Below are 12,126 nucleotides of genomic sequence, written 5' to 3'. Positions count from 1 at the left end.
TTCATATACAATAAAAAAGGAGGCCATTGTGCCTCCTTTTTTTATTTTATAAAAACACTTTATTGATTAAATATTTCTGACCATGGCACTAAAGCAGCACCCATAAAAATAATATAGCCAATAAAGAATAATAAATATAAAGAACTTAATATAGTACCAATTATTGCACAAATTCTACCAGCTTTTAGGTTTTCATATCCTGTATATAATTCTGGATTTGCCAAATATAATTCTTTAGCTTTTTTAGCTAATACTAAGGCAATGATACCAAATACTAACCCCAGAAATCCGTAGCAAAAACAGGTTACTATTGATACAATCCCGAATATTAATACCAATGTAGCATTTGGCAATTGTTGTTTGTTTTCCATATAATGTATTAGAATTTTATAATATAATTTGTAATGATAAGTATACTATTTAAAATATAAAAATATTGAAGAGTTTTAGCACCTTTTTTAAACTTTAGAAAAAGATGAACAATTAAATATCCAAACATTAATAGTAATGGTATAAGCGCAGGATACATTAGAAAGGACTCTACTAAATTACCCTTGATGAGTAATAAAAAACTTCGTTGAAAACCACAGCCTAAACAATCAATACCCATTAGTTTTTTGGTAGGGCATTGTAATAGATTAGATTCAATATAGTTAATAAACTGCTCCACAAATTATATGAATAAGAAATTTATTCTAAATAAAAACTGTTCGAAATAGTATTCCGAACAGTTTTTAAAAATTAAATTATTTACAGATTACCCTCCGTACTGTTCCATCATTTCTCTTTGCATATCTAGTATACCATCATATCCTACTGTTGCAAATATGAAAACAACATAGATTAAATAGATAACACTTAGTATTAAACCTACAATTGCCAGGATCTTACCTGTTTTAACATTTTGATATCCAGTATATAATTCTGGGTTTTCATTGTATAAAGCAGTAGCTTTTTTAGCTAGTACTATAGCCACAATAGCCAGGATAATTCCTAGTACACCATAACAACAGCATCCTAAGATTGATAGAATACCAAAAACCAGGATTAGGGTAGAATTAGGTAATGTTTGTTTTTCCATAATTTAGATTGATTAGTTAAAAATAATTTTCATTTTGATTACATAACTTATAATAATAGTAAGTATGGCTGTAACCATTAGACTCATTTTTATAAGTCTGTCATATTTAAATTTGATAAAAAAGTTGAATCCTAAAAATAGTAGTAATAGTAAAAGAGGATAAATCGCAGGATACATATAAAACGCAGCAACAAAATCTCCCTTGAGTAAGAGAGAAATAGATCTTTGCATTCCACAGCCTAAACAATCAACTCCAAAAATTTTTTTGTTTAAACAAGGTAACATATAGGTTTCCAAAAGCGAAAAAACTTTATAATTATTAACTGCAATATACATAATTAAGTTATTTAAAATATTTGAAGGTTCAAAAATCTATTATTTAATACTTTTGCAATTAGTAAGAGAAGTATTGGATCGGGTATAAAGAAAATACCTTGAAGTCATTATTTGAAAAGAAATCAATTCTTAAGACATTAAATGATGATATTGATTATACTATCTATTGGATTAATAAAAAAAAGGATTAGGCAAATGAATTATCGTAGGATCAAAAAAATCATGAGTATACTTTTGGTAATGATTGGGGCTATTGCATTGATAAGTGAAATTGGTTCGATAACTAAAAACTATTACATCCAGAGTATTGGAGTGGTTTTTTTAATGTTAGGAGTATTTCTTATTAATACTAATGTGAAATCGAAAACCAAAATTGATTCTGATCCATACCATGAAGAAGAAGAATAATATGATTAAAATAGGGGATACTGTATCTGTTCTGGATGAACCAATTACAGGCAAAGTTGTAGCGGTTACTGCTGATGAAGTAACAATTGAAACAGAGGATGGGTTTGATATGACATTTTTTATTCGTGAAGTGGTAAAAATTAAGTCGGGGGAACTTATTATGCCTTCTTATGAAGAGGTGCATAAGAACTTGCAGGAGAAGGAGATTTTTAAAAAAAAGCCCAAAAGACCTATTGCTAGACCAAAAGAGCGGGATATACCACCAATGGAAGTTGATTTACACATTAACAAATTAGTGAAATCAACCAAAGGAATGACCAATCATGATATGATAACGTTGCAATTGGATACAGCAAAAAGACAACTTGATTTTGCAATTAGTAAACGTATTCCCAATGTAGTTTTTATTCATGGGGTTGGGCAAGGAGTTTTAAAAGAAGAACTCAAATACCTTTTTGGGAGATATGATAATATCAGAATTTCTGAAGGTAACTATAGGAAATATGGACTAGGAGCGACAGCGGTGTATATTGTTCAAAACCCAAAATAGTTATTTTAGAACAGTAATCTCATCTTCGCCTAGTTGTAGTAGTTCTTGTCGTATTGCAATCCCAGCTCCTTCCAGAGTGATATCGGTAAGAGTTATCGTTCTGGTGTAGATAGTTTCTGTAGCTGTATCACTCTTTACGGCATATTTTATTTCAGCATTTCCGTTAGAACTTTTTAGCTCTTGAGTAACTGTAATACCACTGGGAGGAATGCTACTGCAAAAATATGCAGTGCCATCGACTTGAGTGTTAAATTGTCTGTAGATTAAGATATTTGTAGTTTTATTAAGTTCTACAGTATGAGTAAGGCTTTCGGGAACTGTATTTAATTCAAAAGTAGAGCTTGTAAAGCTAAGAGAAAGAGATTGATTAATTTGAGGATCAATTTTGAAAAAAACAAAAGTATCTTCATTTTGATTAGAGCAATTCTCTAACGGAGCTGTGAAATTACTGATGTCATTTTCAATAACATCTCCTTCACTACAACTAACCAATACTGCAATAAAAATTATATAGTAAAAAAAATTATTCATAATAATGTGGTATGAGCTACTCTTTTTTGGTTGTCTTAGGGATGGTAACATCTCTAAAACCAAATGAAAAATGTCTGTCTTTAAAATTTTGATTGTAACTATCAAAAACAAGGCCATTTATAGATAAGGTGGTTCTAAATGTAGTTTTTATAGTGTTATCAAGTGCAGGGTTTACCATAACTGCACTATTAGTTGATTCTGCATCCAGGTAAAATAATTTTCCGGAAACAGGATCTCTATCATCTCTTGGATTTTTATTCATATCTGCATCTTCATTACGAGTTAAGATTCCGTCACCATCATCATCTTCTTCGAGATAATCGGGTATACCATCTCCATCTGTATCTCGGGGGGCATCATTGTCAGGAATGTCATTTGGTAACTCAACACTAGTTAAAATGTTATCATTATCGTCATCCTGATCTTTATAATTAGGAATTCCGTCACCATCGGTATCATCATCCTCATAGTCGCCATTATTATTAAGATCTTCTTGTTCTGCCGGAACCCCATCGTCATCATCTTCAGTTGTAATTTTAGTCAAAATTTCAGATGTTCCTGTAATGCCATTAAGTTCTTCAATAATTATAATTTCACTAGACGGGATATTAGAACAAAAATAATCTGTAGTTACCGGGATATTGAAATTTCTATATATTAAATTGTTAGAATCCTCACTTAATTGGATAGTAATGGGTGTGGGTGTTGCAATAGTATCAGAAAAAGTCTCACTGATAAAGCTATAGGAAATAGCCTCGTTTATAGTTTTGTTAATCTTGAAAAAAACAAATTCATTTGGTGTTGCACCTTTACAAAGCTGTAAGTCAACATCATCAAATTCAAAACTGGTGATCACTAAGTCACCATCATCACAAGAGGAGAGGAATAATAATAAAAAGAGAAATGAAAACAACTTTTTCATGTCAGAATGAGTATTTTTTTTGACAAAAGTAAAGGAATTGAAAGATTATAACGTGTGTACTCGAAAATAATTTTATTTAGATTAGTTTTGTAGTCGGAAAATTGGGAATATTGTAAAAATTAAAGTTTTTTTTACGAAAAACGAATAAATGTCTATTTCAACAACTTAATTACTTTGTTTTATGCAAAAAGTTTATTTTGATAGTGCGGCTACCACAGAGGTAAGGCCAGAGGTTATTGCTAAAATGGTTTCTGTATTGAAAGAAGATTATGGAAATCCATCATCAATACATGGTTATGGGCGATCTGCTAAGAATCATATAGAACAAACACGTAAAAACATTGCTAGTTATTTAGGAGTAAAAGCATCAGAAATTATATTTACTTCTGGTGGTACAGAAGCTGATAACTTAGCAATAAATAGTGCTGTTAGGGATTTAGGGGTTAAGCGTATTATTACAACCAAAATAGAACATCATGCAGTATTACATACAGTACAGGAAATAGAGTCTCGTACCGATATAGTAGTAAGTTATGTTAATATAAATACAGATGGATCGATTGATTATAAACACTTAGAATCACTTCTTAGTAATTCTAATGAGAAGACGTTAGTAAGCTTGATGCATGTAAATAATGAAGTGGGGACGATATTAGATATTGAGCATGTTGGAAACCTGTGTAATAAACATAAAGCACTTTTTCATAGTGATATGGTTCAGTCAATAGGACATTATGATGTAGATTTAAGTAACTTACATATTGATTTTACGGCAGTAAGTGCTCATAAATTTCATGGACCAAAAGGAGTTGGTTTTGCCTATATTAGAAAAAATTCTGGTTTAAAACCGTTAATTTTTGGTGGTGAACAAGAACGAGGGTATCGAGCAGGAACAGAAAGCGTGCATAATATTGCAGGAATGGATGAGGCGTTGCGATTATCATATGAAAATTTAGAAGAAGAAAAGAGTTACGTTACAAATCTTAAACAATACTTTATCGATACTCTTAAAAATAACATTGAAGGAGTAAAGTTTAATGCCAGTTGTTGTGATCCTGAAAAAAGTACATACACCTTAATTAGTGTGTGTTTGCCTGTTTCTGAAGAAAAAGCTGGGATACTATTATTTCATTTAGATATTAATGGTATTGCATGTTCAAAGGGGAGTGCTTGCCAAAGTGGAAGCGGTAAAGGATCTCATGTATTAACCGAAATCCTTTCTGATGAGGATTTACAAAAACCATCAATACGTTTCTCACTTTCAAAATTTAATACTAAAGAAGAAGTAGATTATACAGTTGATGTACTAAAGAAATTTATAGAAGAATAATCTAAAATTTCATTCCTAGTCGAACATTAAAAACCCGGGGCGTTAAATAATTGGGAATGGCAAATTGGCGTTGACTTGCTGCATCTCTTACAAAAGTGTTGGTGATTGTATTTTGATTGTCAAAGATATTGTAGATTTCAAAACCAAGGTTTAATTCTCTAAACATATTAAGAAAATGACCTTCTCTTAATCTTTTGTTTTGATCAACCACAACATATGATATTCCTAAATCTGCTCTTCGATAATCTCGTAGTCTGGTCTGAAAATTATATGGATCTGCATAACTGGGAGAACCTCCTGGTACTCCTGTTTGATAGACCATATTTAAATACATTTTTAAGCTTGGTATAGAAGGGACGTAATCCTGAAATAACACTCCGATTTTGAGTCGTTGATCTGTTGGTCGAGAGATATAACCACGCTTATCGATATTTTCTTCAGTTTTTAAATACCCAAGACTTACCCAGCTTTCTGTACCGGGAACAAATTCTCCATTAAGTCTTAAATCGACTCCCTGTGCATATGCTTCTGCATTATTTCTTGCACGATATCGTATCCTAACATTTTCGATAGTGTAAGGGTTTACATCCGTTAGCTTTTTGTAATATAACTCTGTAGTTAATTTAAATGGTCTTTTCCACATAGAAAAGCTGTAGTCATTACCAAGTACGATATGTATAGATTGCTGTGCTTTAACATCTGGCCTTACCACCCCTAATGAGTCTCGTAATTCTCTGTAAAAGGGAGGTTGATGATATAGTCCTCCAGAAACTCTAAAGATCATATCAGATTTCCAGTCAGGTTTAATAGCAACTTGAGCCCTTGGGCTGAATACAATTTGTGAATCAGAACCCTCGACAGTATTTCCATAGATATTCCAGTTATGTGCTCTAACACCTATATTTGCCCATATTTCATTTTCTTTGATATTAGAGCGAATACTGTATTGTGCATACCCAGAAATACGATCAATTTTAGTATCATTTGTAGCTCTTACGCTGGTAAAAGGAACAATAGGACTTGCAAAAGGAGTGTAGGGCTGATCATTTACAAAATCCAGTACAGGAGGTCTGATAGAAAAACCAGCAGAATCAATGATTTCATATTCTTGTAAACGGTCTCTGATATCTTCTGAGGTATATTTGATGCCCCAATCAAACTGATGTTGATCTGCAACATATGTTCCTTTGTGTTCGAGATTATATATTAATGCATCCAGATCATTTCTTGCATGCGTTAATTGAGAACCTATACCTTCGCTAAATTCTACTTCTCCCAGGTTTTCACTACCAATATCGGTATTTACAGTACCCAGTGCATATGCTGCAAAAATATCATAATGCTCTTGTTCTTGTGTGTGATATCCAGAGGCAATTAATTTTAGAGTTAGATTGTCATTAGCTCTGTAGGTTCCCTTTAGTGCTCCAAAATAAGTTTCATACCGGTCTTTTTCTTGTCCATCATAGCGAACAGTCAATGCCTGCACTGTTTGTAATGTTCCAAAATTTACTTGTTCTGTTAATGGCTCATAATCATAGGTGTTAAGTGCCAAATTACTTAAGAATCCTAATTCAAATTTACTAGAAAAATTATAAGAAAGATACGTTTGTACATCTGCAAATCTAGGTTGAAAATTAGTCTCAGTATTTTTTGCATCTACTAATAAACTATTATCCCTATACCGTACACCAACAATAGCAGCTAGTTTTTTGTTTTTAGAAATTCCTTCTGCAGAAACACTACCTCCCAGGAGACTTAAATCTACTGTTGCTCCCAGTCTTGTTGGTCTTTTATAGGTAATATCTAAAACTGAAGAAAGTTTGTCTCCATATTTAGCTTGAAACCCTCCTGCAGAAAAATCTACATTACGAACCATATCCGTATTTACAAAGCTTAACCCTTCCTGTTGTCCTGATCTTACTAAAAAAGGGCGATAAACTTCGATCTCATTTACGTAGACCAAATTTTCATCATAATTTCCTCCACGAACAGAATATTGCGTACTCAATTCGTTATTAGAACTTACTCCAGGTAAACTTTTGAGGAGTCCTTCTACACCTGCATTGGCAGAAGGGGTGGTTCTAATGGTTTCGGGATCTAAAGTTGTAATTCCTTCTACAATTTTTCGCTCTCTACCCGATATTATAACTTCACCTATTTGTTCAACATCTGTTTTTAGTACTGGATTAAGTTCATATTCTTGATTTTCTTCAAGATTAATTACAAATTGTATATTTTTTAAACTAATGTGAGATATGTGTATTGTAATTTCTTGATTAGCTGGTATACTAAGTTGATATACACCATTTTTATCAGATTGAGTACCAGAATCATTATAAGAGATGTTAGCTCCTTGAATGGGGATATTGTTTTCATTAAGAATAACACCTTTTAACGTTGCAGTCTGAGCCGAAGAAGAAATACTGATTAGAATCAGTAAAATCAAAAGAGGGAAAAAATTAGGTTTCAAGAAATAAGAGTATTTAAGGTTTTCTAAAAAATGTGGTTTCGAATGTTGCTCGATTACCTACTTTATCTAACACAACAAGTTTAAAATTATTTTCTGAGTCCACATGATTTTTATCATTAAAATCATAGATTAACATTCCGGTCTTATAATCATACTCCAATAAAATAAATTTTCCATTTATAGTACCTCGATAACTTTTTATTCCAGATTCAGAATCATTGATTTTTACTTTTAGATGTGTGGCCTTTGATATCCATTTTTTGCTAGAAACATTAATAGGTATTATTGTAGGCTTCTGGTTATCGGTAAATAAGGAGTATGTTCCAAAAGTACGTGTTCTGGTAGAGAACCGATTACCTTTCTTTGATGTTCTAGAGTATGATGGTGTTTTAGAGCCATTTATACGGCCTATATACAGCTTTTTCTTATCTTCTTCACTATATCTTGATACATCAAAAACCAGAGTCATATTTTTATGTAATGGAGTTCTGTTATTGTGGATTTTGATTTTTTCTCCACTAACTGATATGTCAAGATAGGTATTTTCATATAACGCACCTTTAGGGATGAAAAGGTCAAAAAAACCAGAGCTATACGTATAATTTTCGGTTGCTTTAGCGTATTCTGATGTTTTAGGAATATCTGCTTTTGTGATCGTTTCTACATTTTTTCCTTGTACAGGAATAGTAATTGTAGAGGTGTTGTTTTTAAAATCTTTGATATGAATGGTATAGTTATAAGAAAGACTATCTTCAATATTAACAATACCATTATTTATTTTCTTTTTAAAAACGGTTAACGGATTGTTTTTTTCAACAAAGAGTTTTGTTATTCTACTTCTATATTCTTTAAAATAAGAGTAATCAATAATCCGATTTGCATATCGTGTTTCGGCAAAAGAAAAGCGATTCATTTCTATTTTTAAATTTTCCTGACCATTAATTAGAGTAGTTATTTCATATACACCGTTATTATTCTCGGCTAAATCTTGTTTGTCTATGGTAGCTACGCCGAAACCGATTTTACCATATGCACTCAGGTTTTCTGCCTTAAAACTACCATCTTCTAGAGGTGTAAGCTTTAATCTAACTGGTTTTTGCGCACCGTTAATATGTGCGTCTTTATCCAAACTATAGGCCCAAAGACTATTTATGATTGGTTTTCTGGTATCTTTTACTTCCATACCAAAATTCATTGGATTCATTGGTCTGGATCTCGAATCTCTAATTTCAAAATGAAGATGAGGCCCAGAACTTCCTCCGGTATTACCACTATATGCTATAACATCACCCTGCTTTACTGTTAACGAACCTGATTTTGGAAAAAGCTCTATTTCATAAGATTCCTTTGCGTACTGTCTTTCTTTTACAAAAGCTTCAATTTCTGGAGAGAATTTTTTTAAATGTGCATATACACTTGTATATCCATTAGGATGTGCAATATATAGTGCTTTACCATATCCACCATGCGAAACTTTTATCCTAGTTACTCGACCAGATGCTGTAGCATATACATTTAATCCTTCTTCGCCCTTAGTTTTCATATCTAATCCAGAATGAAAATGGTTAGATCTTAACTCGCCAAATGTTCCCGAAACTACAGTAGGAATATCCAGAGGACGAATAAAATAGTCTTTTGGAAGGTTCTTTTGTCCATAGCAAAAAGAAAAGCCGAGTACAATAAAAACTATAATTTTTCTCATAAAAGGGGGTATCTATGTGTGTGTTTATGAAATGTGCTTATAAAACTACTTATTTTTTTGCTAGGTTATGTTATTTTCAGTGCATGATTAATAGCGTCATTTAAATATCCACCAGAAATAATTTTTGTTCTAACCAGGTCTACATTAGTTTTCATTTTTTTATAGTCTTCTAATGATAAGCTTTCTAATTTATTGCTTAATTCATCTAAATTAGAAACTGTAAAACCAATATTGTTACCTGTTATAAAAGCACTAATGGCAGCTTTGTCCCATACAATCACAGGTAATCCACATAAAATATACAATGAAGTTTTATGAGGGTTATTGTATTTTAAATACTGTCCGTATTGACCACTACATTCTTCTGTAGAGATGCCATCCCATACTAATCCAAAAGATCCCTTGATATGATAAGCAACCACATCAGAAGGGAATGCTCCTTCATAAGTAAGCACAGATGTTTCTTTTTTGGTTTTGAGTTTTTGATAATCAAATCCCATACCATACAGATTCATTCTGAAATTTTTTCTTTCGAGTAGGTCAATATCATAGATATATGAATTTTTACCTTCTCCAAAACCTCCTGCATATACTACTTCGTGTATCTTTTCTCCTGTAACATCATTGTTTTGATCAGGTAATCCTTTATTTAAGATATAGTCAAATATTCCGAGTACAATTATGGGAATTTTAACATCTTGTTCTAAAAACCAATTCTTCATCGAATCGTTATGTACAATAATGGCATCTGAAGAAATTATTTTTTTTAATTCTTTATTTGCATCACTAGTTCTGCCTTTCAAAAAACGCACATCATGAACAATAGTAATGATTTTACATCTTTTTATTTTTGCAACAAATAAGACGTAGTTTCTAAACTTATTTAGAGGATATTGTGTGCATAATGTTGATTTATAAGGTAACCGTATAAGAGCGAAGGTAATGCCAAAAAAGTTTTTTAGAGCACCAATTGCAGAGTTTGGGATTGAAGATTGTTTGAATCCCAGGTTTTTAAATCCCATTTCGGTTAGAATAGACTCACAATCAGTTTTTGCTTTACCAGCTGCGTTAAAAAGAGATTTGTAATTTCTGGAAATGAAATATCCTTTCATATGAATATGTAAATTTATCGTGGGAAAGATACACACATTTTATTTTTTATACCCTATTTTAAGAAGATTATCAATTGTGATTTTTTGATGTGCAATTATTACCTATAAAATCCTTTTAAAAATAGTAGTTTTGACAACTGAATTTTTTAGAAACTATTTCGAATAAAAAAATATACTAGTGAAAGAAAAGAGATATGATTATCTAATTGTAGGAGCCGGATTGTTTGGAAGTGTTTTTGCTCACGAAATGACTAATCGAGGTAAAAAATGTCTTGTGATAGATAAACGAGATCATTTAGGTGGAAATGTATATTGCGAGGAAAAGGAAGGAATTAATATACATAAATATGGAGCTCACATTTTTCATACTAATGATAAAAAAATCTGGGATTATGTAAATCAATTTGCAACTTTTAATAATTATATAAATTCTCCACTATCATTGTCAAAAGGTAAACTGTATAACCTGCCTTTTAATATGAATACTTTTTATCAACTGTGGGGAACCAAGACACCGCAGGAAGCAAAAAAGATTATTGATGAGCAAGTAGCGCAATATGGAGTAAAGTCTCCACAAAATCTTGAAGAACAAGCTTTATCTTTGGTCGGGAAAGATATTTATGAAACTTTTATTAAAGCCTATACAGAAAAACAATGGGGTAAAAAAGCTACAGAACTCCCTGCGTTTATCATTAAAAGACTTCCGGTTAGATATACATATAACAACAATTATTTTAATGACATTTATCAAGGAATTCCTGTCGGGGGTTACAATGTAATTATTAATGGTTTACTAGACGGTATTGATACCAAAACAGGAGTGGATTTTTTTGAAGATAGAAAAGAGCTTGAATCTCTAGCCGATAAGATTGTATATACTGGCAAGATAGATGAGTTTTTTGAATACAAGCATGGACATTTAGAATACAGATCATTACGATTTGAACATGAGCTTCATAATATTGAAAATTACCAGGGTAATGCAGTAGTAAACTATAATGATGAAAGTTATGCATTTACCAGAATTATCGAGCATAAACATTTTGAATTTGGAAAGCAGGATAAAACAATTATAACAAAAGAATATCCCGAAAATTGGGATAGAAGCAAAGAGGCATATTATCCTATTAATAACGGTAGAAATCAAGAAATTTTTAAAAAGTATAAAGAAGAATCACAACAATTAGAAGGTGTGATTTTTGGAGGAAGGCTGGCAGAATATCGTTATTATGATATGCACCAGATAATCGCATCGTCTTTGGTTAAAGTAGAAGAAATATCGAGGATTAAACCACAATAAAGAAAGGGTTTAAAATTAGTTGTAAAACTATTGGGTTTTTTCAATTGGTATGTTAACTTTGTGTAACGAAGTATTGTGTAAAATTTACAATGAGTGATTTAATTGAAATTATTGATTCTCTTGAAAATAGAATAAGTAAGTTGCTTCATAAATATGAATTAATTAAGCAACAAAATTTAAGTTTAAAAGAGAAAATATCGGATTTGGAGTCTAATTCAGAACTTCAAATAGATCAATTAAAGCAGTGGGAAGAAAAATTCAGTGCACTCAAAAATGCAAACGCAATATTAGGCAGTGACGAATATAAAAGGGAAACCAAGCTCAAAATAAACGCTTTAATAAGAGAGATTGATATGTGCATCGCACAACTTTCTGAATAAGTAA

General features: G+C 31.6%; 14 protein-coding genes. 5 read left to right on the top strand and 9 right to left on the bottom strand.

Annotated features, from left to right (window positions below; genetic code table 11):
• Positions 1–59: 59 nt before the first annotated feature.
• From NNH57_RS26305 to NNH57_RS26295, 4 genes are all read right to left on the bottom strand, one after another.
• A complete protein-coding gene (locus NNH57_RS26305; protein WP_108807597.1) occupies positions 60–371 on the bottom strand; it encodes a CCC motif membrane protein in 312 nt (103 codons plus the stop codon).
• 8 nt (positions 372–379) lie between these two features.
• Positions 380–670, bottom strand: a complete 291-nt coding sequence (locus NNH57_RS26575) for a DUF2752 domain-containing protein (protein WP_108807598.1) — start codon at positions 668–670, stop codon at positions 380–382.
• A gap of 87 nt (positions 671–757) precedes the next feature.
• Entirely contained in the window at positions 758–1,081 is a 324-nt protein-coding gene (locus tag NNH57_RS26300) for a CCC motif membrane protein (protein WP_074409972.1), read from the bottom strand.
• A gap of 12 nt (positions 1,082–1,093) precedes the next feature.
• Positions 1,094–1,312: a DUF2752 domain-containing protein gene (locus NNH57_RS26295; RefSeq protein WP_373419410.1), complete on the bottom strand. Its 219-nt coding sequence runs from the start codon at positions 1,310–1,312 to the stop codon at positions 1,094–1,096.
• A 327-nt stretch (positions 1,313–1,639) separates the two neighbouring features.
• On the opposite strand from NNH57_RS26295, the gene NNH57_RS26290 reads away from it, so the two are divergent.
• On the top strand, positions 1,640–1,825 hold the full coding sequence (locus tag NNH57_RS26290; RefSeq protein WP_132066046.1) for a hypothetical protein: 186 nt from the start codon (positions 1,640–1,642) through the stop codon (positions 1,823–1,825).
• Positions 1,809–2,375, top strand: coding sequence for a DNA mismatch repair protein MutS (locus NNH57_RS26285; protein ID WP_234423339.1), 567 nt, complete (start codon positions 1,809–1,811; stop codon positions 2,373–2,375). Before NNH57_RS26290 ends, NNH57_RS26285 begins: the two co-directional genes overlap by 17 nt.
• On the opposite strand, the gene NNH57_RS26280 is transcribed toward NNH57_RS26285, so the two are convergent.
• Together NNH57_RS26280 and NNH57_RS26275 are read right to left on the bottom strand one after the other, a co-directional pair.
• Complete coding sequence (locus NNH57_RS26280; protein ID WP_108807599.1) at positions 2,376–2,906, bottom strand: hypothetical protein; 531 nt, start codon at positions 2,904–2,906, stop codon at positions 2,376–2,378.
• A 16-nt stretch (positions 2,907–2,922) separates the two neighbouring features.
• On the bottom strand, positions 2,923–3,828 hold the full coding sequence (locus NNH57_RS26275; protein ID WP_108807600.1) for a hypothetical protein: 906 nt from the start codon (positions 3,826–3,828) through the stop codon (positions 2,923–2,925).
• A gap of 181 nt (positions 3,829–4,009) precedes the next feature.
• On the opposite strand from NNH57_RS26275, the gene NNH57_RS26270 reads away from it, so the two are divergent.
• The gene (locus NNH57_RS26270; RefSeq protein ID WP_074409968.1) at positions 4,010–5,158 is read left to right on the top strand and encodes a cysteine desulfurase family protein; all 1,149 of its coding nucleotides are present in this window, start codon (positions 4,010–4,012) and stop codon (positions 5,156–5,158) included.
• 1 nt (position 5,159) lies between these two features.
• Here the strand turns inward: NNH57_RS26270 and NNH57_RS26265 are convergent, their stop codons facing one another.
• The 3 genes from NNH57_RS26265 to NNH57_RS26255 form a co-directional block, all read right to left on the bottom strand.
• Positions 5,160–7,628 (bottom strand): TonB-dependent receptor, encoded by a 2,469-nt coding sequence (locus NNH57_RS26265; protein WP_074409967.1) that lies wholly within the window; start codon positions 7,626–7,628, stop codon positions 5,160–5,162.
• 13 nt (positions 7,629–7,641) lie between these two features.
• Positions 7,642–9,330 (bottom strand): M23 family metallopeptidase, encoded by a 1,689-nt coding sequence (locus NNH57_RS26260; protein WP_074409966.1) that lies wholly within the window; start codon positions 9,328–9,330, stop codon positions 7,642–7,644.
• A 65-nt stretch (positions 9,331–9,395) separates the two neighbouring features.
• Positions 9,396–10,442, bottom strand: a complete 1,047-nt coding sequence (locus tag NNH57_RS26255; protein ID WP_074409965.1) for a hypothetical protein — start codon at positions 10,440–10,442, stop codon at positions 9,396–9,398.
• 178 nt (positions 10,443–10,620) lie between these two features.
• On the opposite strand from NNH57_RS26255, the gene glf reads away from it, so the two are divergent.
• Together glf and NNH57_RS26245 are read left to right on the top strand one after the other, a co-directional pair.
• Complete coding sequence (glf, locus tag NNH57_RS26250; protein WP_074409964.1) at positions 10,621–11,742, top strand: UDP-galactopyranose mutase; 1,122 nt, start codon at positions 10,621–10,623, stop codon at positions 11,740–11,742.
• Between the two features lie 89 nt (positions 11,743–11,831).
• Positions 11,832–12,122 carry a hypothetical protein gene (locus NNH57_RS26245; protein ID WP_074409963.1) on the top strand — a complete coding sequence of 97 codons (291 nt, stop codon included), beginning with the start codon at positions 11,832–11,834 and terminating at the stop codon, positions 12,120–12,122.
• Positions 12,123–12,126: the final 4 nt, after the last annotated feature.

Origin of the sequence: Aquimarina spinulae, from assembly GCF_943373825.1 — a bacterium.
Classification (GTDB): Bacteria; Bacteroidota; Bacteroidia; order Flavobacteriales; family Flavobacteriaceae; genus Aquimarina; species Aquimarina spinulae.
The sequence above is the reverse complement of the archived record's forward strand: the minus strand, read 5'-3'. Positions and strand labels throughout refer to the sequence as shown.

What these genes read in the sequence shown, in the direction of transcription:
- NNH57_RS26305 (WP_108807597.1), bottom strand. Translation starts at nt 371, where the DNA reads ATGGAAAACAAACAACAATTGCCAAATGCTACATTGGTATTAATATTC.
- NNH57_RS26300 (WP_074409972.1), bottom strand. Translation starts at nt 1,081, where the DNA reads ATGGAAAAACAAACATTACCTAATTCTACCCTAATCCTGGTTTTTGGT.
- NNH57_RS26295 (WP_373419410.1), bottom strand. Translation starts at nt 1,312, where the DNA reads ATGCAAAGATCTATTTCTCTCTTACTCAAGGGAGATTTTGTTGCTGCG.
- NNH57_RS26290 (WP_132066046.1), top strand. Translation starts at nt 1,640, where the DNA reads ATGAGTATACTTTTGGTAATGATTGGGGCTATTGCATTGATAAGTGAA.
- NNH57_RS26285 (WP_234423339.1), top strand. Translation starts at nt 1,809, where the DNA reads ATGAAGAAGAAGAATAATATGATTAAAATAGGGGATACTGTATCTGTT.
- NNH57_RS26280 (WP_108807599.1), bottom strand. Translation starts at nt 2,906, where the DNA reads ATGAATAATTTTTTTTACTATATAATTTTTATTGCAGTATTGGTTAGT.
- NNH57_RS26275 (WP_108807600.1), bottom strand. Translation starts at nt 3,828, where the DNA reads ATGAAAAAGTTGTTTTCATTTCTCTTTTTATTATTATTCCTCTCCTCT.
- NNH57_RS26270 (WP_074409968.1), top strand. Translation starts at nt 4,010, where the DNA reads ATGCAAAAAGTTTATTTTGATAGTGCGGCTACCACAGAGGTAAGGCCA.
- NNH57_RS26260 (WP_074409966.1), bottom strand. Translation starts at nt 9,330, where the DNA reads ATGAGAAAAATTATAGTTTTTATTGTACTCGGCTTTTCTTTTTGCTAT.
- NNH57_RS26255 (WP_074409965.1), bottom strand. Translation starts at nt 10,442, where the DNA reads ATGAAAGGATATTTCATTTCCAGAAATTACAAATCTCTTTTTAACGCA.
- NNH57_RS26245 (WP_074409963.1), top strand. Translation starts at nt 11,832, where the DNA reads ATGAGTGATTTAATTGAAATTATTGATTCTCTTGAAAATAGAATAAGT.